Origin of the sequence: Bacteroides sp. UBA939, assembly GCF_002293435.1 — a bacterium.
Classification (GTDB): domain Bacteria; phylum Bacteroidota; class Bacteroidia; order Bacteroidales; family Bacteroidaceae; genus Bacteroides.
This window is the reverse complement of the sequence record NZ_DBDF01000228.1, coordinates 20,644-43,440: the sequence shown is the minus strand read 5'-3', so window position 1 is coordinate 43,440 and position 22,797 is coordinate 20,644. Positions and strand designations below refer to the sequence as shown.

The 22,797-nt window shown below is 40.8% G+C and carries 18 protein-coding genes and 1 pseudogene; 13 read left to right on the top strand and 6 right to left on the bottom strand.

Going from position 1 to position 22,797, the window contains the following annotated elements; all coding sequences use genetic code 11:
• Positions 1-320: 320 nt before the first annotated feature.
• From B2Z67_RS15255 to B2Z67_RS15200, 13 genes are all read left to right on the top strand, one after another.
• Complete coding sequence (locus B2Z67_RS15255; protein ID WP_291530696.1) at positions 321-1,946, top strand: tetratricopeptide repeat protein; 1,626 nt, start codon at positions 321-323, stop codon at positions 1,944-1,946.
• A gap of 105 nt (positions 1,947-2,051) precedes the next feature.
• A complete protein-coding gene (locus B2Z67_RS15250; RefSeq protein WP_291530695.1) occupies positions 2,052-2,453 on the top strand; it encodes a DUF3244 domain-containing protein in 402 nt (133 codons plus the stop codon).
• Positions 2,454-2,470: 17 nt separating this feature from the next.
• Entirely contained in the window at positions 2,471-4,003 is a 1,533-nt protein-coding gene (locus tag B2Z67_RS15245; protein ID WP_291530694.1) for a vitamin K epoxide reductase family protein, read from the top strand.
• A gap of 139 nt (positions 4,004-4,142) precedes the next feature.
• Entirely contained in the window at positions 4,143-4,295 is a 153-nt protein-coding gene (locus tag B2Z67_RS15240) for a hypothetical protein (RefSeq protein ID WP_291530693.1), read from the top strand.
• Between the two features lie 136 nt (positions 4,296-4,431).
• Positions 4,432-5,619 carry a TlpA family protein disulfide reductase gene (locus B2Z67_RS15235; RefSeq protein ID WP_291530692.1) on the top strand — a complete coding sequence of 396 codons (1,188 nt, stop codon included), beginning with the start codon at positions 4,432-4,434 and terminating at the stop codon, positions 5,617-5,619.
• Complete coding sequence (locus B2Z67_RS15230; RefSeq protein WP_291530691.1) at positions 5,619-7,076, top strand: TlpA family protein disulfide reductase; 1,458 nt, start codon at positions 5,619-5,621, stop codon at positions 7,074-7,076. The genes B2Z67_RS15235 and B2Z67_RS15230 overlap by 1 nt, the downstream gene beginning before the upstream one ends.
• Positions 7,076-9,262 carry a peptidase domain-containing ABC transporter gene (locus tag B2Z67_RS15225; protein WP_291530690.1) on the top strand — a complete coding sequence of 729 codons (2,187 nt, stop codon included), beginning with the start codon at positions 7,076-7,078 and terminating at the stop codon, positions 9,260-9,262. Before B2Z67_RS15230 ends, B2Z67_RS15225 begins: the two co-directional genes overlap by 1 nt.
• Before the next feature lie 64 nt (positions 9,263-9,326).
• Positions 9,327-10,625: an HlyD family secretion protein gene (locus B2Z67_RS15220; RefSeq protein WP_291530689.1), complete on the top strand. Its 1,299-nt coding sequence runs from the start codon at positions 9,327-9,329 to the stop codon at positions 10,623-10,625.
• Between the two features lie 584 nt (positions 10,626-11,209).
• Positions 11,210-12,190 (top strand): lytic transglycosylase domain-containing protein, encoded by a 981-nt coding sequence (locus B2Z67_RS15215; RefSeq protein ID WP_291530688.1) that lies wholly within the window; start codon positions 11,210-11,212, stop codon positions 12,188-12,190.
• Between the two features lie 56 nt (positions 12,191-12,246).
• Entirely contained in the window at positions 12,247-12,744 is a 498-nt protein-coding gene (locus tag B2Z67_RS15210; RefSeq protein ID WP_291530687.1) for a hypothetical protein, read from the top strand.
• A 105-nt stretch (positions 12,745-12,849) separates the two neighbouring features.
• The gene (locus B2Z67_RS15990; protein WP_414630822.1) at positions 12,850-13,041 is read left to right on the top strand and encodes an SUMF1/EgtB/PvdO family nonheme iron enzyme; all 192 of its coding nucleotides are present in this window, start codon (positions 12,850-12,852) and stop codon (positions 13,039-13,041) included.
• Between the two features lie 254 nt (positions 13,042-13,295).
• Positions 13,296-14,849, top strand: a complete 1,554-nt coding sequence (locus B2Z67_RS15205; protein ID WP_291530699.1) for an ATP-binding protein — start codon at positions 13,296-13,298, stop codon at positions 14,847-14,849.
• Positions 14,850-14,945: 96 nt separating this feature from the next.
• A complete protein-coding gene (locus B2Z67_RS15200) occupies positions 14,946-16,496 on the top strand; it encodes an ATP-binding protein (protein ID WP_291530698.1) in 1,551 nt (516 codons plus the stop codon).
• A gap of 465 nt (positions 16,497-16,961) precedes the next feature.
• Here B2Z67_RS15200 and B2Z67_RS15195 read toward each other — a convergent pair whose 3' ends face one another.
• From B2Z67_RS15195 to B2Z67_RS15170, 6 genes and pseudogenes are all read right to left on the bottom strand, one after another.
• Complete coding sequence (locus tag B2Z67_RS15195) at positions 16,962-17,633, bottom strand: phosphatase PAP2 family protein (RefSeq protein ID WP_291530686.1); 672 nt, start codon at positions 17,631-17,633, stop codon at positions 16,962-16,964.
• A gap of 24 nt (positions 17,634-17,657) precedes the next feature.
• Positions 17,658-18,377, bottom strand: a pseudogene (locus B2Z67_RS15190) (LTA synthase family protein); the annotation flags it as partial.
• Positions 18,378-18,448: 71 nt separating this feature from the next.
• Positions 18,449-19,477: an inorganic phosphate transporter gene (locus tag B2Z67_RS15185; protein ID WP_291530685.1), complete on the bottom strand. Its 1,029-nt coding sequence runs from the start codon at positions 19,475-19,477 to the stop codon at positions 18,449-18,451.
• Positions 19,478-19,492: 15 nt separating this feature from the next.
• A complete protein-coding gene (locus B2Z67_RS15180) occupies positions 19,493-20,140 on the bottom strand; it encodes a DUF47 domain-containing protein (RefSeq protein WP_291530684.1) in 648 nt (215 codons plus the stop codon).
• 74 nt (positions 20,141-20,214) lie between these two features.
• The gene (locus B2Z67_RS15175; protein WP_291530683.1) at positions 20,215-21,405 is read right to left on the bottom strand and encodes a BF3164 family lipoprotein; all 1,191 of its coding nucleotides are present in this window, start codon (positions 21,403-21,405) and stop codon (positions 20,215-20,217) included.
• Positions 21,406-21,436: 31 nt separating this feature from the next.
• A complete protein-coding gene (locus tag B2Z67_RS15170; RefSeq protein WP_291530682.1) occupies positions 21,437-22,642 on the bottom strand; it encodes a 6-bladed beta-propeller in 1,206 nt (401 codons plus the stop codon).
• Positions 22,643-22,797 lie beyond the last annotated feature (155 nt).

The following is a 22,797-nucleotide window of genomic DNA, read 5'->3' as shown; positions in this document are numbered from 1 at the left end:
AAATAACGCATTCTCAGCCAACTTAAAATACAAAGTGACAAAATGACAATCCCCTTAACTCCTGCAATATGAATAATGCAGGTTAAGGATAAAATGAAAAATAAATCAGAACTCGCAAACCGCTTTGTGTCAACAGTTACAAAAACATCACAAGATAATTTGTAAAAGAGACACAAAGTGGTTTGCGGCAGATAATTATTCGCAATTCAATTGCTTTCGACTATAAAATATTATGTTTCGACTCAAGAAATTACAATTATATTAATAATATTTCGCAGAAAAGAGTATTTTTGCAAGCAAGCAACTTAACAACTAACGCAATGAAGCATACAGCTTATATAGCAATACTATGGTTAATAGGATTTCTCTTTTTAAACTCATGTACTCAACGACATAATCCTTATACCTTATTGGTACAAGCAGATTCCCTGATGGAGGAATATCCGGACAGCGCCTTGCACATACTGCAAAACATTGAACCGCAGCAACTGAATGCACAAGCAGACCAAGCATACTATGCCTTATTGCTAACGCAAGCAAGAGATAAAAACTATATTGTGCAGACAAATGATTCACTGATACGAATTGCCGTGCAATATTACAATTCTATCGGGGATGCATCTATGCAGGCGGAAGCGCATTATTACTGGGGATGTATATGGCGGGATAAAGGTCATCATTTGAAAGCTATTGAGAAATATCATGAAGCTCAGGTTTTAGGTAAAAAAGGAAAATATACAGAACTATCAGCACTATTATATAGTAATATCGCTTATTTATATTATATTAAAGATCTTAACTTTGAAGCCGACTCCGTATATCAATTGGCAGAGCAACTTGCACTTCAGCAAAAGGATACAATTTCTTTAGTTTTTACTTTGTCTCAGCGTGGCACAATCAATCTTGAAAAAGGAGAGAACTTTTATTCGGAAGCGGAGAGACAAATGCAACAAGCCTTGTTGATAGCAGAACATTTTCCTGACAGTACGATAAGAACTCCTGTTTATGAATCGTTAAGTAAACTTTATAGTAGAATGGGCAAAGCAGAAAAGGCACTTCAGTATGCTAAACTTAACTATTTCTCAAAAGAAGACACATTACATTGTTATAGAGCCTTTTTGGTGCTGGGAGATGCTTATTTTAAGAACAAACAATATGATTCTGCTAAGATATATTTGCAAAAGGTGTTTGCGGCAGATAGATATTACGTCACTAAAGCAGATGCTTCTATGCGATTGGCAGAGATTGCGGAAATGCGTGGGGAGACGGCGGTAGCTGCGGAAATGCAAAAAAAACAGTCTGCTTACACGGACAGTACGCAGCAGAATTCGGAAATGCGTGAAATCCTTCAGAATATTATTTCTCAAGATCGGGAATCTGGTGAAAATTTTCGGGAACAATATGTGTTATATTATGCTATCATCGTATTTTTGCTATCTTCTGTAGTTGCAACTATCGTCATAACCTACTATATTAGAAGAAAACAGAAACGTCTATTCGAGAAAGAGCAACTGAGGCAGAGTCAACAAACAGAAGTTGATTTGCCGATATCTAAAAAAGAAGAACCCATAGAAGAGGAATATGAAAGTTCAGCTGTATATATTAAACTGAAAATGATTGCACGCACGCTTGTAAAAGCTGAAACTTCTGAAAATCTTGATGAAGAAGAATGGCGGCAACTGATTATTATAACAAATGCAAAGTGGGATGGAATCATTACCTATCTAAATACATCATATCGTTTATCTACAGAGGAAATTCAAATCTGTTGTCTCTATTTGGCTGGGATTCCTGTAAAACATATCGGTCATTTTGTTATGAGATATGCTCGTAGTACTATTCAATTAAAAGCAAAAGAGATTATGCAAAAAATGGAAGCACCTCAAGGTCGTCTGTTAAAAGATGCATTGTTTTCATTGTCTCAAGAGCTTAAAAGTAATCAATAGGCACTTTTTAGGCGTTTTTTATAGAAAATCGGGCACTTTTTAGGCACTGCCCTGTGTAATATGCTGCTAACTTTGTAGCATATTAATCGACTAAAAAAACTTATTATGAAGACATTAATCCTTTTCTTTTTACTATTTACAGGAAGTACCAATATTTATGCTCAAGCTTTTAATGGAGGGCGGGAAATCATACTACAATGTTCTAAGGAAACAAAGCCCAAAGATAAAACAGGTGGTACTGACAAAGACACTCCTATAAGACGCACTATTTCTTTTCAATCAGTTTATGCTTATCTATATAATAATGTAATAACTGTCACTTTTGAAAATGCACTTTCTGATATTTCAATCAATATATTCGATGAAAGCACTGGAGATGTAGTTTATACAAGGAATTGTAATAATTTGAATGATGTTTCTATTGATTTGAATGGAGAAAATAGCGGAAGCTACATTATTGAAATTATCTCTAACGGAAGCTTATTTGAAGGAAGCTTTACTTTATAACCCTTTAAAAGATAATCATGGCTGAAGTTGACAATGCTAGAATTATACTTTATCGCTATTTACAGGCATTATCCGTAAAGGTGAGCAGAAGTACTGTGCATCGTTTGCTCGATACTCCGTTAGGGGATAGTATGCGGGGTATCAGTGATGCGCTGGACTCACTTCATATCAACAATGCGGTATATCAACTTCCCAAAGAATATCTTGATAAGTTAGAAAGTCCATGTATTGCGATAACTAATGATAATGATTCTTCTTTCTGCCTGGTTGAAAAAATAGAGAAAGCACATGTTACTATTACCATACCTCACGGTCAACACTTAAGAGTAAGCAGACAACAGTTCTTACAGAAATGGACTGGCGGTATCTTATGGGGTGAAGTAACAGAAGCCACTATTCAAGAGAAGAACTGTTGGCTGAAAGATACAAGTGCTTGGGTGCTACAGCATAAACTGCCATTAGCAGGCATACTTGCGGTTCTACTTATTCTGTTCGGTACAAGCAATCATTATTCCGCCGGAATGATACTTTATCTATTTACATTGTGTGCAGGTGTTTTTGTATCTTCCGCTATTCTTTATAAAGAGACTATCAATAGTCGGTTTCTCCATCGTTTTTGTCATATCGGAAAGGTTATTGATTGTAATGAAGTGCTTCATTCTAAAGGTTCACAAATCATTGGCGTGGGATTAGGAGAATTGGCGCTAATTTATTTCTGCACTTTAGTACTATTTGCCCTCGTACGACCGCATGACTTTTTCTATATTAGTGTTATATGCAGTATCGTTGCATTGGCGTTTACTATCTATTCCGTTATTTATCAGGTTTTTATAATCCGTAAAGGATGTGCTCTTTGTATGTTGATTAACTTAATAATATGGATTAATGGGATTGCATTATTTCTATTGAAAGGAAGTTTAAAGGCTGTATTTTCTATCCAAACCATACTTTCGTTAATTGCTATTGGTAGTATTTGTCTCGTTGGCTGGCTCCAAATAAAGACATTGCTAAAAGTAAGCAAAAAGAAAGAGCAACTTGATATTCGATTTGCAAGTCTGTTGAATCCGGAAGCTTTCCAGAAATTATTATCATTGCAACCTCAAATAGAAGAAATGATAACTCAGAATATTGCATTGCATAATCAGGAAACGGGCGACAATGAAGTGATGATAGTAACTAATCCTAATTGCAAAAATTGTGCGAAAATTCACCGCCATGTAAAAGAAATAGCCTCAAAGGCTCCTGTATCATTGGTGTTGCTGACATTTCCAAATGATAGGCAGGGCGAGAAAATTGCACAAATTATCATTACTGTTTATCACATTGATGGTTGGAATAAGGCAATGCAACTCTTGGAAGAGTGGTATGAAACAAAACGCATTAAAGAGGTGGATGAGTACAGTATAACTACTGAGGTGCAAGACTTGTGGATGAAACAACAAGTATATTGTCGCCAACAAGGGATAAATAAAACTCCCTCTGTTATAGTGAATAAGCGTTATATACCAGAAGTGTATCCAGTATCAAATTTAAGATATGTATTGACATAAAGATATTATTCTCGAGAAGTAATAGCTGTTTTAGAGTCAGCTTAAAAAAATCTGAGCTAACATTTTTATTAATATTTATTTTTTTGCTATAATGAAAAATTTAAGTAGTTTTGAAGCATTCAAGCTGAATAAAGTTCAGATGAGTGTAGTTAAAGGTGGTGTTCAATGTACTATTGATTTTGGCGATGGTGACATTCTGTTGACCAAAGTTCATTCTGATTTGGATGCCGCTGCCGCTGAAAAAGCGTTGAAAGAATCTTATCAAGACATAGCATCAGTTAGTTGCAGCTAATATTTGATGCCTTGAATTAAAGAGGAATCAGTTATGAAGTGATAATCGTTGATTTGTGTTAAAGATGAATATAAAGAGATGATTATTTTTTCATAACTGAGCCTTTTTAAAATTTTACTTTAGAACACTTATTGTCATGAAACACTTATTTGCTATATTTATTTTTTTATTATTCTCTGGATGTGCTTCTCATAAAAATACATCCAGAATAACTTTATTTATAGATAACTCTTTTACAAAAGAAACCCAAATGTGTTATATTCATGGATTTAAGACGTGGGTGTCAGGTAATGAGTTTGCTATTTTCGACTCTGCAGAGATTAAAAAGGGGCAAAATAAGGTACGGTTTAGAATAAAACATCCGATAGAAGAAGATGTAAACCTAACATTTTCAAAAACTGGACCGGGTAAGCCAGGTCGACTCTCAGGTTTTATAGTCCCTCCTAATTCAAAGTTGCGAGTCCAAGTAGAGCCCCTTCTAAATCATTTAGATGGATATTTAATAATATCCGGCAAAGGTAGTGATGCACAGAATGAGGATAATAATTTCCGGACGAAGTTTATTGAGCCTATAATGAAGAAAATAGAGACTTCGGGAAGCGTGGATAGTGTAGAATACTATACTAGACAGCTTGTAGGAAATAGTATTAGCATGATAAAAACTACGGATCATCCCCAAAATGCTTATGGTCACTTTCTTGCTTTAAGATTAGAGTATAGCAGCTATGTAGGTAGTGATAGTTTGAATAAACTTAAAAGTTTTATCAAAGCTAAATTTCCTCAAGCAACTTATATCCAGAATTTAGATAAAAAAACAGCACATCCAAGTAAACAAAGTGAACTTATGTCTGCTCGTATGCAACAAATCTATAAAGAAAGAGAAGTGATTTATAAACAGAATACGACGATGGATGCTAAAGTGGTTTTGTCATTGTGTAACTCAGAAAAAAAAATAATTTCATTGAATGATGTAACAAGTGAATACATTTTGGTTGACTTCTGGGCAAGTTGGTGTGCGCCTTGCCAAAAAGAAATTCCTTATTTGAAAGAGGCGTTGAATAAATATAAGAGCAAATTAAACATTTATGCTGTATCTCTCGATCGCTTTTCAGAAGCTTGGGAAAAGGCTATAAAAAGAGATAATAGTGAAGATTTTATTCATGTTATTGGAACAGACTATAATGGATTGCCCAATAAAGTGGTTAAAGGGTTAGGAATCAAATCAATACCTGCCAATTTCTTGCTGGATAATAATCATCGTATTATTGCCAAAAATTTACGTGGAGAGAGACTCGTACAAGTTTTAGATAGCCTTATCCAATAATGAGAAGTTTTTATTTTATATTATTTTGGTTTATACCTATTACAACTGTATTTGCTCAAAATGCAATTGTAACTTTTACGCCGGACAAGGATTGTGAAGTCTTCATCTACAAACCAATAGACGGTGGATATAATGAAAAAGTCTCTGATATAAGGCTGGTATCAACGAATATACAGCCCGTTAGCTATGAGATAGAAGTCTCATCTTTTATGTTTATATTTTGCCAATTCCCGCAATATCAAAAATCATGTAATATACTCTTGTTCCCAAATGACTCTATAAAGGTTCATTTAAGCACAGATGATATCACTTTTCAAGGGAATAATCAAGTTGGGCAACAATATCTATATGAAAATTTCGACAAATATCCAGATCTTGATAACTATATAAAGATGCAGGATGTTTTTACAGAATACATTGATAATAAAAGAGATATTCATACGGTACTTCCTACTGTAGATGAAAGAAGAGGTGTTTCCAACCATATTAGTACCATAGAAGCATTACCGCTTAAAGCAAATGTAACAACAGAATTTGCTAATGTTCTCAAAACAGAAATACACATGTTTTTTAATTCTGATATTATTGCTCTTTTTCTTCAGTTATTGTCAAAGCATCAAAGAAATAAAGTCATCCCTCCTAACGATAGTATTGCTATCAGAAAACAGGTGGATAGCATTTTTAAAGCAATTCCTATTTCACATGAGTTACTTGGGTATCCTGCAAGAATATTATATGTATCAAAATATTCAGATTTTTATTATCGAGACCAAGGGTGCCCTGAAGGATATGATCCTGATACTTTTGGACCATACATGACATATTTGTATGCTCCTAAGAAAATGCAATCGGCTTTATTAGGTAATGCGTGTATGGTACAATTAAAATATGATACCGGTGAAATGAATTTGAGTAAATTGAAAAAGTTTTTTAATGAAGAATTTCCCGACAGTGAATACACCGCTATCATAAATGAAAAAGTAAAAGAAGAAAATGATTCTGTAGATGAGTTTTCTGCTGATCAGATATTTATTAAGGAAAAGATTGATTCTCTTTCGCAGTTAAAAGACGTAGAAGAACTAAAAGGAAAATACTTGTACATAGACTTATGGGCAAGTTGGTGTATGCCGTGCAGAGCAGAGTTCAGCCATAAAGACAAAGTGGAAGAAATACTGAGCACATACAAAGATGCAGTTACCTTATATGTATCTATTGATCTGAAAAATCAGGAAAAGGCCTGGAACAACTGTATCAAAAGCTACAAATTGGCAGGTTTTCATCTAAGAGCATCTTCCAACTTACAACAGGATATTCAGAAGAAAGTGTATGGGACAGATAATTATGAGATTCCACGATATATATTAATCAGTCCGACAGGGGAAATTTTACATAAGGATTTACCACGCCCCAGTAACTATCCTGAATTGAAAGAAGTATTAGATGGCATAATGAAATAGTGAAAAACTTTCCTTACTATACTCAGCACGATGTCATGGATTGCGGTCCTACCTGCCTTCGCATGGTAGCCGCTTTCTATGGCAAGCGCTATTCATTGGAAGGGTTGAGGGAAAAGTCATTCATCACCCGTGAAGGAGTATCCATGCTTGGCATCAGCGAAGCGGCAGAAAAGATAGGTTTTCGCAGTATTTGCGTACAAGTGGGTTATGAAAAGCTTAAGGAAGCTCCTTTGCCCTGCATCATACATTGGAACCAGCAACACTTTGTCGTAGTATATAAACTCAATGATAAGTATGTTTGGGTAGCCGATCCCGGTGCAGGAAAACTAAAATACACCAAAGAAGAATTTTGTAATTGCTGGTTAAGTTCGCAAAAGGATGGAGAAGCTACAGGGGTAGCATTATTACTGGAACCTACACCGGAATTTTATACAATAGAGGACGAAGAGGACAAAGTAAACCGCAAAGGCTTTAGTTTCCTTTACTCTTATCTCCGCCCATACCGAAACATGGTTGGGCAATTACTTTTAGGTCTACTGTTGGGTAGCATGCTACAACTCATGTTGCCATTCCTCACACAATCGGTAGTGGACTTCGGTATCAACAACCAGAATCTTGGTTTTATCTATCTGGTACTGATTGCCCAACTGATGCTGTCTTTCAGCAGTAGTGCCGTAGAGTTCATACGAGGATGGATACTGTTACATCTGGGTACGCGTATCAATATTGCTCTCATATCAGACTTCCTTATCAAACTGATGAAGATGCCTATCAGCTACTTTGACAGTAAAATGACGGGAGATATCCTGCAACGCATTAACGACCATAAACGCATACAGGATTTCCTGACGGGAAGCAGCCTCAGCGTTATCTTTTCCGTATTCAATATTATCATCTTCGGTATTGTACTACTGGTGTACAGCGGCATGATATTTTTTATTTTCATAGGCGGGAGCGCCTTGTATGTTGCATACGTCTGGCTTTTCATGAAGAAGCGCGCCGAACTGGACCACAAGCGTTTCGCCCAACAAAGTGCCAACCAAAGTACGGTAGTACAACTGGTAAACGGTATGCAGGAAATAAAACTCAGTGCTTGCGAGCAACAGAAGCGTTGGGAATGGGAACGAATACAGGCGAAGCTATTCAGGGTAAACATCAGAAGTCTTGCTTTGCGACAATATCAGGATTCAGGAGCGGTACTGATTAATCAAAGTAAAAATCTTCTGATTACCGCACTCGTGGCAAGCTTGGTAGTGAAAGGAGAAATGACACTGGGTATGATGCTGTCCGTACAATATATCATCGGGCAATTGAACAGTCCGGTAAACGAACTCATTACTTTTGCCCGCGATATGCAGGATGCACGCCTGAGTATGAATCGCCTGAGCGAAGTGCGCGACAAGCCGGACGAAGAAAACCCCACACATGAATTGATACGTGAAATACCGGAAGGAAAAGAAATAAGACTGCAAAAAGTTAACTTCAAATATGACCCGCTAAGCGAACACCCAACATTGGACAATGTGAGTTTGGTGATTCCTCCGGGCAGACAAACTGCCATTGTGGGTATGAGCGGAAGCGGAAAGACAACACTCGTTAAACTACTGTTAGGGTTTTACTTGCCTGCGAGCGGCGATATCTTCATTGGGGATGCCCCATTGGGAAGTTATAGTATTCGTGAATGGCGCAAGCGGTGCGGTGTGGTTATGCAGGATGGTTTTATTTTCTCTGACAGTATTGCCGGGAACATTGCTCCCGGAGTGGAGCACATCGACAAGAAACGCCTGCGTCATGCCGCTGAAGTGGCGAACATACACAATTTCATAGAAGAATTGCCTTTGGGATACAATACTAAGATAGGTCAGGAAGGACATGGGCTAAGCCAGGGGCAGAAGCAACGCATACTCATAGCCCGCGCCGTGTACAAAGACCCAGAATTCATCTTCTTCGACGAAGCAACCAACGCACTGGATGCCAATAACGAACACATCATCATGAACAACCTGCAAACCTTCTTCAAAGGAAGAACATCCGTAGTTGTAGCACACCGGTTGAGTACCGTAAGAAATGCAGAGCAAATCATCGTAATAGACCAAGGCAGAATAGCAGAGACCGGAACACACGAAGAACTGATTGCTTTGGAAGGAAGATATTACAAACTGGTTAAAAATCAATTGGAGCTTTGAGAGTTGAGGCTATACTTTGATATTAAAAATCAGATAAAGTTTTGACCGAAGCTAATTGAAAGTTATGAAAAAGGAAGAAGAAAAAGACATAGAATTAAGATGTGAGGACGTGCAGGAGATACTGACACGACCGCCACACGTACTAATCAGATGGGGAATCACTGTTTTCTTCGGGATACTGGCATTGCTTTTCATCGGTGGCTGTTTTTTCAAATATCCGGATATCGTAACCGCTGAAATTACCGTCACCACAGAACATCCGCCTGCATGGATTGTATCAAAGGGAAGTGGAAAGTTGCAGGAAGTGTACCGCAAAGACCGGGATACTGTGCAGGCAGGAGATATCATAGCCGTACTGGAGAATCCGGCTGTCACCGCTGACGTTCTCAACATAAAAGAGCTGCTTGCCACGTTTATTCTGACGGACAGTTGCATCTGTCAAGCTGTATTTCCTGAGAAACCGGAACTTGGAACCATACAAAATGCTTATGCTTCGTTCATAAGGGATCTGACGGACTACCGCAATTTCCTGTCAATAGACCTCTATGCACAAAAGGAACAAGCTGCATGCAAAGAACTAAAGGAATATCAAAGGTATATCCTCCACCTGAACAAACAAGCGGAACTGGATAAGGAACAAGTGCAGATAGCCTTCACTACCCACGGGCGTGAAAAGATACTGTTCGACAAGGGACTGATATCAAAAGCTGATTACGAAGAGGCACAGCAAACCTATCTGAACCGCAGGCAAGGACAAGAGCAATTAATGACTTCACTTTCATCTGCCAGAATACAGGAGGCACAGTTACAACAGAGTATCGTAGAAATAAGGATGGAGCGCAGTCGGGAAGCCAATACGCTGAATGCTTCTCTAAAGGCAACTCTCAATGATTTGAAAGTAAGTATCAGCGATTGGGAATTGGGGTGTCTTTTCATCAGCCCTGCCGGAGGTGTACTATCCTACAATAATATATGGCAAAAGAACCAGAATGTCAAGGCAGGCGATAAGGTGTTCTCAATAGTGGCATCTACCCCCGGAGACATTATTGGGAAAATAAAGCTACCCGTCAGTGGATCGGGCAAGGTAGCTCCCGGGCAAAGAGTAAATATCAGCGTTGCGGGATACCCATACATGGAATTCGGATTCCTCACCGGAGAGGTGTTGTCCGTTTCACTATTGGCGAATGAAGAGAATGTGTACACGGTTACCGTGAGCCTGCCACAAAACTTACGTACCTCTTATGGCAGGCAACTGGACTTCAAAGGAGAACTTTCCGGCACAGCGGAAGTTATGACGGACGAACGGAGCGTAACCGCACGTTTGTTTGGTCCGCTCCGTTATCTGTGGGAGAAATATCTATAACACTTCTGTCTGTCCTCTTTTATAGTTCTCTGACAGTAAAACATTACTATGTAACGTTTTAAAAATAACTTAGTCAATTTAAGTGTGTTTAATCAAGTAATTCCATTTGGCCAATTTGTCGTCAAAGATTATTTGATTGTTCAAATTGGTTTTAAAATCCTCGTCTACTTTGCGACTTGTTTGATATTGCTTGTTGTTGATTTCAGGAATTGAAGCTGAAATATATGCCAACAAATTCCCTGTTTTAAGTTTATTCAGGATCTCATTGTATCACTGAAGAATGTATTTTATCATTAACCTGCATTATTCATACTGTAGTTAAAGTAGTTATCACTTCGTTAGGAGTTAAGTAGTTAAAGCCAATACTCCGTGAATCATATAACATTAGTATCGGCTTTAACTACTAAGACAACTTGTTGGCTGATAACTACTTTAACTACTCTAACTCCTGAAGCATGAATTATTCAGGTTAAAAAACATCCCATACATAAATTGTTTCGCAAAATAGTGATTCCAAGCCTTTTTCCTTGCCTCATTTCCATTAATGTCGTACATTCGCCCTCCAAATAAAGAACATTCCGAAGATGAAAAAGAACTCTATACATATCCTGATAGTCGCCTCGGTAGCCTTGTGTGCAGGCGCCACACTCCCTCTCCTGCTGGGAAACAGTGCAATAAACCCTGAACAGCAATCTGTTAAGTCCGAAGTTCCTTACTGCGTCACATCCCCTGCCGTACCGGATAAAATCAGTTTTGTCGGACAGGAAATTGACCTGAAACGTTACGACCATCGCGAACGTATGGACCGTGAACAGATGTCGTTCACCTACATGCACTCCACCACCATGCTAACCATCAAGCGCGCCAACCGTTTCTTTCCCATCATCGAACCGATACTGAAAGAAAACGGTGTGCCCGACGACATCAAATACCTTGCTGTAATAGAAAGCAATCTCAACACCCTTGCCCGCAGTCCGGCAGGAGCCTCCGGAATCTGGCAGTTCATGCAAACTACCGGACGCGAATTCGGCCTCGAAGTCAATACCAACATCGACGAACGCTACCACGTAGAAAAAGCAACCCGCGCAGCATGCAAGTATCTGAAAGATGCATACCGGGTGTACGGTAACTGGCTCTGCGTAGCCGCCGCCTACAATGCCGGACAGGGCCGCATTTCTTCCGAAATGAAAAAACAGCTTGTAGACCAGGCGGTAGACCTCTGGCTGGTTGAAGAAACTTCCCGCTATATGTTCCGTCTGCTTGCCGCCAAAGCTATCATCAGCAATCCGCAACGCTACGGCTTCCTGCTGAAACGGGAAGATCTTTATCCGCCTATTCCTTATACGGAAGTCACCGTCAATACGGGTATCGACAATCTGGCACAGTTCGCCAAAAACAAAGGCATCACTTATGCCCAACTGAAAGATGCCAACCCCTGGTTGCGCGACACTTCCCTGCAAAACAAAAGCGGACGTACATACGTTCTGAAAATACCGACACAGGCGGGAATGCATTACGATCCGAAGAAAACAGTGCCTTACAATAGGGATTGGGTAATCAATTAATGTACTTTCTGAGATTCTGTAAGCTTTTGAAATTCTTACTAAAAAAATAGAAACAGATGCAATCCACAGAAAAGCAAAACGAATTCATGCGTATTCGGGGCAGGAAGTACAAAATAGAGAATAACTTGTTGGTCAGTTCCAATCGTTTCTGGTTCTCGCGCAAGGTAGTTCCGGAATTGATTGAAATCGGGAGGATGCATTATTACCGTCTTTCCGGTAGTTGCTACATTCTGTATCACTATGCGCTTTATCCCTGTTTCGACTCGTACGACCGTATGCACGAGAATCGTTATTTCCGTGCATTTTACATCTGCCGCTCCCTTGCCGAAGTGCAGGCAAGATACGACTACCTCACTAAGGGCAAGCTCTTTTTTGTTGATCTCAATCCTTCGAAAAAGCACCGCCCTCTGCTTTGCCCTTATGTATATTATGATGAAGACAAAAAGCTCATCTGTGTGTACGAAGACGTAAAGCCTGATGAAAGCGAGCCTGCCAAACAGAATGTCTTTGACTTATGCAATGACTTTGTCGACGGCCGGTGGCAGAAGGATTAATTGTATGAACAATGCGCTTTCTAAGCTATTCTGCCATGTATTAATGGGGTAAGTGGACTGTATTTTCTTCCTTTCTTTAGTTGCGGATTTAAGGGTATATATGATATGACAGGTAATGTAGGGGAGTGGTGTTCTGATTGTGCTGATGTCACTGATTCTGATAGCGACTGCCGTCGCGTGAGTCGCGGTGGCTCGTGGGGTACTATTGCACAGTCTTGTCGCTCGAATTATAGGCCTGAAGAAAATCGTTCTGATGCTATCAACAGAGCTTTAGGATTTCGTGTTCTCCTTCCTTAGTTCACTTCGTGCTTTGACCTAAAGCCTGCTCAAAAGGCGTAGTTCAGGATGCGCGTAGTAAAGGGGCAGGCGTTATGATGAAGAAATAGTTAATACCGGCGTAGCCGGTTCGATAGTAAAGGTCGTTGCCTGTCGTGGTAACTGCCTTTATTTCATCAGGAAGGGTAGCCGTAATTCATAAAAATAGAAACCTGTGCCATCTATTCTTCATTGAAATTTCCTATCTTTGCCATGTGCTTACTATAAACGCCGCAATTATGAGTAAACTTTATCCTATCGGTATTCAGAATTTCGAGAAGCTCCGCAAAAGAGGCTTCTTCTATGTGGATAAGACAGCCTTAATCTATAAATTAGTAGAAACGGGCAGCTATTATTTCCTCAGCCGCCCCCGCCGTTTCGGCAAGAGCCTGCTTATTTCTACGCTCGAAGCTTACTTCCAAGGAAAGAAGGAACTCTTCGAAGGATTGGCAATGGAGCGGTTGGAGAAGGACTGGACGAAACATCCGATTCTGCGTATTGACCTTAATACCGAAAAATACGATACGCCGGAAAGTCTGGAAAATAAGCTGAACCGCACCTTAGTGAGATGGGAGAAGATGTATGGGGTGGAACCTGCGGAAACCTCTCTCGCCATGCGTTTTGAAGGTATCATTGAGCGTGCTTATGAACAGACGGGACAACGCGTCGTCATCCTTGTGGACGAATATGATAAGCCCATGCTGCAAGCCATTGGAAACGAAGCCTTGCAAACATCCTTCCGAAACACACTGAAAGCCTTCTACGGCGCGTTGAAGAGTGAAGACGGCTGCATCAAATTCGCCCTGCTGACAGGCGTTACCAAGTTCGGCAAAGTAAGCGTGTTCAGCGACCTGAACAACCTGATGGATATTTCAATGGACGAACGCTACGTGGAAATTTGCGGCATCACAGAGCAGGAGATTCATGATAACCTGGAGGAAGACCTTCATGCACTGGCAACTCAGCAGAAGATGACTTACGAGAAAGTCTGCTCTGAACTGAAAGCCTGTTACGACGGCTATCATTTCGTAGAAGATTCTACTGGGATGTACAATCCGTTCAGCTTGCTCAATACATTCGCCAAGTTGAAGTTTGGCAGCTACTGGTTTGAGACGGGCACGCCCACCTACCTGGTAGAACTGCTGAAAAAGCATCGTTACAACCTCGAGCAGATAACGCACGAGGAAACGAGCGCCGATGTGTTGAACAGCATTGATTCCACTTCCACTAATCCGATTCCTGTAATTTATCAGAGCGGATACCTTACAATAAAAGGGTATGATAAGGAGTTCGGAACGTATAGTCTGGGCTTCCCTAATCGTGAAGTGGAAGAAGGCTTCGTTAAATTCCTACTTCCTTTCTATGCCAATACCGATGCGGTGGAATCTGCTTTTGAGATTCAGAAGTTTGTCCGGGAAGTACGTGCGGGCGATTGTGATGCTTTCTTCCGCCGCCTGCAAAGCTTCTTCTCCGATACTCCTTACGAACTGGTTCGCGACTTGGAGCTGCACTATCAAAACGTTCTGTTTATTGTCTTCAAGCTGGTAGGCTTCTACGTGAAGGCGGAATACCGCACGAGTGCCGGGCGCATAGACCTGATCCTTCAAACGGATAAGTTTGTTTACGTCATGGAGTTCAAGCTGAACGGCACCGCCGAAGAAGCACTGCAACAGATAGAAGAGAAGCAGTACGCCCTGCCTTTTGAGCACGACTCCCGGCAGCTATTCAAGATTGGTGTAAACTTCTCTGCTGAGATGCGTAACATAGAGAAGTGGATAGTTGAATTATGAATTTTGAATTATGAATTATGAATTACGAGAACTCCGTGTCTCTGTGCCTCTGTGTTTACTAATTCATAATTCATCGTGTACACTATAAACGCCGCAATTATGAGCAAACTTTATCCTATCGGTATTCAGAATTTTGAGAGTCTTCGCAACGATGGCTATATGTATGTTGACAAAACCGCCCTGATTTACAAGTTAGTGAAAACAGGACGGTATTACTTCCTCAGCCGCCCCCGCCGCTTCGGCAAGAGCTTGCTTATTTCTACGCTCGAGGCTTACTTCCAAGGAAAGAAGGAACTTTTCGAAGGATTGGCAATGGAGCAGTTGGAGAAGGACTGGACGAAACATCCGATTCTGCACCTGGATCTCAATGCACGCAAGTATGACAGCGAAGAGGCATTGTTGCAGGAACTGAATAAACATCTGGAAGATTGGGAACAGGAATACGATTCGCCTTATTCGGACCGTGCGCCGGAGGAACGCTTTTACCGGGTTATTCGAAAGGCTTTCGAGAAGACAGGACAACAGGTCGTAATCTTGGTGGATGAATATGATAAACCTATGTTGCAGGCCATCGGTAACGATGCCTTGCAGGAAGCGTATCGTAATACGTTGAAGGCATTTTATGGTGTAATGAAGTCAATGGACGGCTACATCAAATTCGCCTTGCTGACAGGCGTTACCAAGTTCGGCAAGGTAAGCGTATTCAGCGACTTGAACAATTTGAGGGATATTTCCATGCGTAGTCAGTTCGTGGATATTTGTGGCATAAGTGAACAGGAGTTGCATGATAATCTGGAAGTGGAACTTCATGAATTGGCCGATGCCCGTGGGATGACGTATGAAGGGGTTTGCAGCAAGCTGAAAGAATATTACGACGGCTATCATTTCGCACCCGGCTCCATAGGTATCTATAATCCGTTCAGCATACTCAATACATTTGCCAGTATGGAATTCGACAGTTACTGGTTCGAGACCGGTACACCTACCTACCTGGTGGAGTTACTGAAAAAGCATCGTTACAACCTTGAACGGATAATGCACGAAGAAACGAGCGCCGATGTGTTGAACAGCATTGATTCTGCTTCTACTAATCCGATTCCCGTAATTTATCAGAGCGGATATCTTACTATAAAAGGGTATGATGAGCGTTTTGGTATATACAGTCTGGGCTTTCCTAACCGTGAGGTAGAAGAGGGGTTTGTTAAATTCCTGCTTCCTTTCTATGCCAATACCGATGCGGTGGAATCTTCCTTTGAGATTCAAAAGTTTGTCCGCGAAATAGAATCGGGCGACTATGACTCCTTCTTCCACCGCCTGCAAAGCTTCTTCTCCGACACCCCTTATGAACTGATTCGCGACTTGGAACTGCACTATCAGAATGTACTCTTTATTGTATTCAAACTTGTAGGTTTTTATGTAAAAGCAGAATACCATACGAGCGCCGGTCGCATAGACTTAGTACTTCAAACAGACAAGTTTATTTACGTCATGGAGTTCAAGTTGGACGGCACCGCCGAAGAGGCTTTGCTGCAGATAGAAGAAAAGCAGTATGCCCGTCCGTTTGAACACGATTCCCGGCAACTATTCAAGATAGGCGTAAACTTCTCTGCCGAGACGCGCAACATAGAGAAGTGGGTGGTGGAATGAATTATGAACTATCATCCTTCTCCCGAGAAAGCGCAAAAGAACAAAGCCGCGTTGGGAAATTCAGGAAAAGTCAGGATAAATCACGGCATATATGCGGTTCGCGCACGGCATATAGATGGTACTTACACCGCATATATGCGGTTCGCGCACGGGATATAGATGGTGCACGCACCGCATATATCCCGTCCGGGAACCATATATATCCCGTGCGCAAGGTAAAAGTGAGAGTAAGAGTGAGAGTAACTCTACCCTCACACCTACCCTCACCTGTTTAAACGCCGATGAATAAAGGGATACAAGAAAAAAGTGAGAGCGTGAGGGTAGAGTGTCAAAACTCCGGGTATGCGCGCATGCGCGCGTACGCGTACACGCGCGTACATTATATATAGAACTATGCCAAACCAATGCTTAGGTTCTACTTTTAACTGCAAAAATGAGTGCAGAAACAGTAATCCCCCTCCCAATCTATACTATCATTACAGTAGAATATATCAATATTCCCACTATCGTTACTCCGCCCACCAATACCGGTGCATTAACATGCATCACCTTATCCATAGTCTTATACTTGCTTATTTTCAGGAAAAGGCGATACACCAAATACGCAGAGATGAATCCGACTAACGTACCCGCCACAATATCTCCCGGGTAATGCACTCCCAGATAAACACGCGAATAGCAAGTCAGCAATGCCCAAGCCATGAAGAAAACAGTGAGCCAACGCTTCCGGAAAAGAAACCAGATGAAGAACGCTAATCCGAATGTATTGGCAGCATGGCAAGAAGGAAAACCATACCGCCCGCCACGCTTCCCGTTTACAATATGCACCAGCTCGGATATGGGGTTCGCCAAATTGGATGGACGCAAACGTTCTACATAAGGACGTATCCATGCAGAGCAAACCTGGTCGGCAATGGTAATAGTAAGCGCCACCGCAAGCATACAAAGCAAGGTCGTTTTCCAGTGGAAGTTACGCAGCATTACGTAACAAATGGCGGCATACAGAGGTATCCATACCAACTTTCCGCTATAGGCACTCATGAAATAATCAAAAAACAAACTATGCAACCGGTTTATCGAGAAGAAAACACTCGTGTCTGCTTCATTCAATTCATGTAAAATATCCAATAAAATCATGTTGTTCTATCTTTTATCAATGTCATCATATAATTTCTCTTGACTTCCAAAGTCCTTTTGTTTTGCAAGAGATTCCATCAAGCTGAACGCCGGATTAATAGCCGCATGGTTCATACGCGGGTCGGAACTGAAATAAACTTTTCCCGTATTCATTGTGGATACGGTAAAGCCGCCACGGATAGGAATGAAAAGCAAGCCTATCACCAGCAGTATCAACCCGGAAACGGATAATCTGTGGTATGGAAGCCTCAGTCTTTTCCAGGTGTTTTTATGTACCCAAAGAAAAGTAGCGTATAGTAACAGAGTATATATTACTATTACAAATACTCCTCCCAACACCTGCCATACATTGACACTTGTCAGCGCATCCTTTGGGGAAGAGAAGAAATAGAAAAGCGGAGTAGCATCCAACCTGCCCCCCCGATACTCATATAAACCTATATCGACAACAAAGATGATGGAAAGCAGAACTGAAATGAGAAGGAAGTAACCGTTCCAGATACGGAGCAGCGATTTGGAAAGAGTCCAGGCGGATAGGATAAAGAATAATCCGGGAATAATTGTTAAATATCCGGCAAGGGAAAAGTCCAAAGGTAAACCATGCCAGATAATCAGAAATGGGTCTGTCCACGACATATTGGGATATAAAGCACTGTAATAGAGAATAAATAACGGTTTCTGTAGAATAAAGATACAAACGAAAATGACGTATATCTTTATTAATCCTATAAGTCTTTCTTTCATCAGCTTTCTCTCATATTATTTATATTGAACGCAAAAATAGTTATTTCTATTCTACTTTTCGCTCATAATAGTCAATAAATGCCGAGAAAAGAACGACTTATAACCCAGTAAATGCAAGTTGCCAGCAATGCACTTACCGGAATAGTCAGTATCCATGCCGTCATCAGGCTTTTCGTTATTCCCCAGCGAACGGCGGAAAGACGTTTGGTAGCTCCAACCCCGATAATGGATCCGGCTATTGTATGAGTGGTACTAACCGGGATTTTCAGATACTCCGTAAGATACAATGTAAAAGCTCCGGCTGTCTCAGCAATAACTCCTTCAAAAGGTGTAACCTTGGTTATTTTGGTACCCATTGTTTTTACAATCTTCCAGCCGCCGGACATTGTTCCAAGAGAAATTGCCGCAAAACAGGAAAATGCAACCCAGTCCGGTAAGTCGTCAATGCTACTTACTCCCATTCCCAAACCTTCCGAATGAGCGGCTATCATGGCGGCGGCTATAATACCCATCACCTTTTGGGAGTCATTCAATCCATGACCTATACTAAACATGGCCGAAGACACAAGTTGCAGTTTCTTAAACCAGACCTCAGCCGTACGAGGACGTACACGCCGGCATGCATAAAGAACCAACAAGGAAAATCCGAACGCCACAACCATTCCAATCAAAGGAGCCAGAAAGATGAAAGCGGCAATTTGCAGAATAATATTAACTTCTATAGCTTCAAAGCCATGAGCCATAATAGCCGCTCCCGCAAAACCGCCGATTAGCGTGTGCGAAGAAGAAGAAGGGATACCTTTCCACCAGGTAAACAGATTCCAAATAATAGCTGCAATCACTCCCGATAATATAATAGGTAAAGTGATGTATTGCTCTATCACGGTCTTGGACACTGTGTTGGCAATACCGAAGCCTCCGATTATGTGTTTAGCGATAAAGAAAGCAACGAAATTGAAGAAAGCAGCCCATATTACTGCCTGAAAAGGGGTAAGAACTCTGGTTGATACAATAGTAGCTATTGAATTAGCCGCATCGTGAAAACCATTAATATAATCGAATATCAGAGCCAGTACAATAATTATGATTAATAATTCCATAGTCTCACCTTATTTCTATGCATACTTTATAATCAGATTCTTCAATACCTTTCCCACGTGTTCAGCCGCATCCGTCGTTTCCTCCAATCCGTGCATGATTTCTTTAACTTTAACGAGTTCGATGCAATCCGTTTCTTCCTCAAAAAGTTTCTTGATAAAGAACTCATAGACATCATCCGCCTGATTTTCGATATCATGCAACTTATTACAATATCCGTGTAAGATACCGGGTTTCCGACGGAAAGTTTCCAGTTCGTCCATAGCTTTGCTGATGCACATAGCTTCCTGCTGAATTAGCCGGCTAAGTTCTTTTCCGCTGTCGGAAATCAGATGGGGATTATAGATAGTGATGCGTTTGGCGCAACTGTTTATCCCATCAATAACATCATCCATCTTTGATGCCAATGCATGAATATCTTCGCGGTCGAAAGGAGTTATAAAAGTAGTTTCCAGTTCGTCAAAGATTAGGCAGGTTAGTTTGTCACCCTTGCGTTCCAGTGCTTTAATTTGCTTATAGTAATCGGTTCTTTTCTCCGTTGTGTCATATTGCAGACTCTCTACCAAAAGGTCTGATGCCGTACATACTACTTCCGATAATTGCTTCAACAGGGGAAAAAACTTAGATTCTTTAGGAGCAAACCGACTAAAAAAAGAATTTTTCATAAGAATGAGTGTTTCAAATTAGTTTAATACTAATCATATCAACAACAGCAATCTACATATTGTTTAAGTTCACTTCACTCCTTCCCGGGCAATGTATAAAGGAAAAGCGGATCATCATACATGTAACATACCTGATACAATTGCTTTCCGTCCGATATAACCCTGCCCCAATGGTCAAGCCTGTAGCGCGCCACCGGATTACCACCCCAATCGTATTGCTCCACAAAGATATATCCATCACCTTTACCGTTCTCGCGTGTCACCTGGAGAGGAGTACGTCCGCTATAAGTCAGAAAAAAGTAATCGTCCGTAGCAGATATTCCCCAATAATGGGTTATATTATCCGGCCCTAACGTAAGTATATCATTCTTCGCTTCCACACTTTCAGCTTCAAACGTAATATCCCGTACGGTCTGAGCGGATTTATCCATCACCAATATCTTACGGAAGTACTTATAAGCATACACCATGCGATTACCGGAAGGAGAGATAATGAAATCGCCTATATACGGACTCCACGAACGGTGTTTCTTGCTGAATGCCAAATTATAAATTTGCTCTGTCTGCAAACTGTCTCCCTGATATACGGTACGGATTATTGCTTTCCCGCGGGGTATATTATCCACATAATAGAAAGTATCCCGCGAAGCCACGCATATCTGCCGGTCGGAATAAGAAGAACCTTTTATCGATTTGAGAGTAAAAGGAGAAGGTTTCAACACACCTGTCGTATCCGTTTCATACAGTTGCATTGTGGTGGTTTCATACAAGTATGTACCATCAACTGATGCACAGGAAGGCGCAAGATGCGGAAAGCTAAACTCATTCGGTCCATTCCCTCCTATCCCGAAAGAAGTAATATAACGGAAATCGGGCAAGCGATACCAATGAAAGAAACAATCCAACCCTTCTTCTTTAGGTTTCACAACTTCAACCGTTCCGTCCGGGCGACGGGTGTATGACATAGCAGGACGGTTCTGCAACAGGAAATATCCATTCCTGACTATCATTTCCGGTTCCGACATTTTAAAGATAGGCCCTTCCTCGTCCAAAATCTGATGAGTACCGGTCAGTTCTATCACTTCTCCGAAATCTTCATCTTTCAACATCACACTACCCGCCACCAAAGGAGCGTCAGTTATCAGTTTCCGAGTATCAGTTACAGATAGAGTATCAGTTTCGGTTTGTTGCTCCTTTGCTACTCTCTGCTTACAAGCAGAGAGTAACAATAGAGAGAACAATATAAGGTAAAGTAATTGCTTCATTAGAGTTATTGGTTTTTGCTCCTGCAATCTGCTATTTTTTCAACTTAGCATACACTATATAATTGTTATCATTCTCCTGAATGCTATCTATCAACTTCTGTAAGCGTTCCCGGTCACTCGCCGAAATGTCTGTTCCTGCCTCCAAGTATTTCTCCAAGCTATCTTTCAAAGAAGCAGGTTCAAAATTCAATGAATAATAACCGTTATTGCAATTATATGCAAAGTATGAAATCGGCATATTTCCCAGGAAATCATTCGTAACTTTAAAGAAAGCTCCCTTTAAGGTTTGTTTATCCATTATAAAATCAGCCCAATCTTCCGTGACGAAACCATTCTCCGCTACCTGCTTCTCTACAGCCGTATTACCAACGAAATGAAGCGGCAACTCATTATAACCGTGGATAGGAACTTCTTTTTTACCGAAATCCATTGTAAAACGCGGATTCAGACGTCCATTCTTATAATGATAGAGAGTATCCGGGCGGCGCTCAAAGAATGTAAAGATAGATACATCCAAATCAGAACCATTCTTGTTAGACGCCACTTCATTGCTAAAATCACGTTTAACTGCCAAATGGCGCGAGGTTATCGTATCCTGTACCTCTCCATTAAACTTCTGAGTCCATGCTACATAAGGCAGGTCGCTAAATGGTAGAAGGAATACTGAAAGCAGGGAGTCTTTCGTGTTTGCTTTGAAAACACCTTTCGGTACAAACTGCGGTAATGGAATACTCGGCAATGTTTGCCCTTTCAAGTCATAAACCAACAGAGATCTGGCGCTCCAAGGCAACAAATAAATGCGTCCGCCCGCTTCGTCTATCTGGGCATCGTATATCATTTGATATTCACCGGGACCTTGCCCGAAAGAGCCGACGTTACAAAGATATTTGCCCGATTTATCGAAAAGCTTAAAAGGAGTTTGCTTTTCTCCCCATACCAATATATAATTATCGGACACCTCTACATTCCTTGCAGGTACCAATGCCTCGTCCCGATTGTCCAGCTTCACAATTTGCAATTCTTCCGTAAAATAACTTAGCGGAAGCATTACAGTATCTTTCAACGCCGACAAATTACAGACCCACACAGAATCTCCGTTCGATACTTCTACGGAGCCAACCACCGGCTGTCCATCCAATTCTGCATAACCTTTTTGTTTTCCATTTACACAGGCAGTCAAGCACATAATGAGCGTAAGACTTGCCAAACATCCTGTTACTTTCCATTGTCTTTTCATATTCTTAATTTTTTATCGTGTGAAACAATGGGACAAAGGTAGAGGCATATTAAGGCGCAAACAAAAAATCATATAGACAAAACCTGTTAGCTACGTAACACATAATAAGCTAATTATTAAGCACTTATCATTTTACACTGTATTATACAGATAGA

Excerpts from the sequence above, each read along its gene's own strand:
- B2Z67_RS15245 (WP_291530694.1), top strand. The coding sequence starts at position 2,471 with ATGGCTGAAGTTGACAATGCTAGAATTATACTTTATCGCTATTTACAG.
- B2Z67_RS15250 (WP_291530695.1), top strand. The coding sequence starts at position 2,052 with ATGAAGACATTAATCCTTTTCTTTTTACTATTTACAGGAAGTACCAAT.
- B2Z67_RS15220 (WP_291530689.1), top strand. The coding sequence starts at position 9,327 with ATGAAAAAGGAAGAAGAAAAAGACATAGAATTAAGATGTGAGGACGTG.
- B2Z67_RS15170 (WP_291530682.1), bottom strand. The coding sequence starts at position 22,642 with ATGAAAAGACAATGGAAAGTAACAGGATGTTTGGCAAGTCTTACGCTC.
- B2Z67_RS15230 (WP_291530691.1), top strand. The coding sequence starts at position 5,619 with ATGAGAAGTTTTTATTTTATATTATTTTGGTTTATACCTATTACAACT.
- B2Z67_RS15180 (WP_291530684.1), bottom strand. The coding sequence starts at position 20,140 with ATGAAAAATTCTTTTTTTAGTCGGTTTGCTCCTAAAGAATCTAAGTTT.
- B2Z67_RS15215 (WP_291530688.1), top strand. The coding sequence starts at position 11,210 with ATGAAAAAGAACTCTATACATATCCTGATAGTCGCCTCGGTAGCCTTG.
- B2Z67_RS15255 (WP_291530696.1), top strand. The coding sequence starts at position 321 with ATGAAGCATACAGCTTATATAGCAATACTATGGTTAATAGGATTTCTC.
- B2Z67_RS15235 (WP_291530692.1), top strand. The coding sequence starts at position 4,432 with ATGAAACACTTATTTGCTATATTTATTTTTTTATTATTCTCTGGATGT.
- B2Z67_RS15240 (WP_291530693.1), top strand. The coding sequence starts at position 4,143 with ATGAGTGTAGTTAAAGGTGGTGTTCAATGTACTATTGATTTTGGCGAT.
- B2Z67_RS15195 (WP_291530686.1), bottom strand. The coding sequence starts at position 17,633 with ATGATTTTATTGGATATTTTACATGAATTGAATGAAGCAGACACGAGT.
- B2Z67_RS15210 (WP_291530687.1), top strand. The coding sequence starts at position 12,247 with ATGCAATCCACAGAAAAGCAAAACGAATTCATGCGTATTCGGGGCAGG.
- B2Z67_RS15990 (WP_414630822.1), top strand. The coding sequence starts at position 12,850 with ATGACAGGTAATGTAGGGGAGTGGTGTTCTGATTGTGCTGATGTCACT.
- B2Z67_RS15175 (WP_291530683.1), bottom strand. The coding sequence starts at position 21,405 with ATGAAGCAATTACTTTACCTTATATTGTTCTCTCTATTGTTACTCTCT.
- B2Z67_RS15185 (WP_291530685.1), bottom strand. The coding sequence starts at position 19,477 with ATGGAATTATTAATCATAATTATTGTACTGGCTCTGATATTCGATTAT.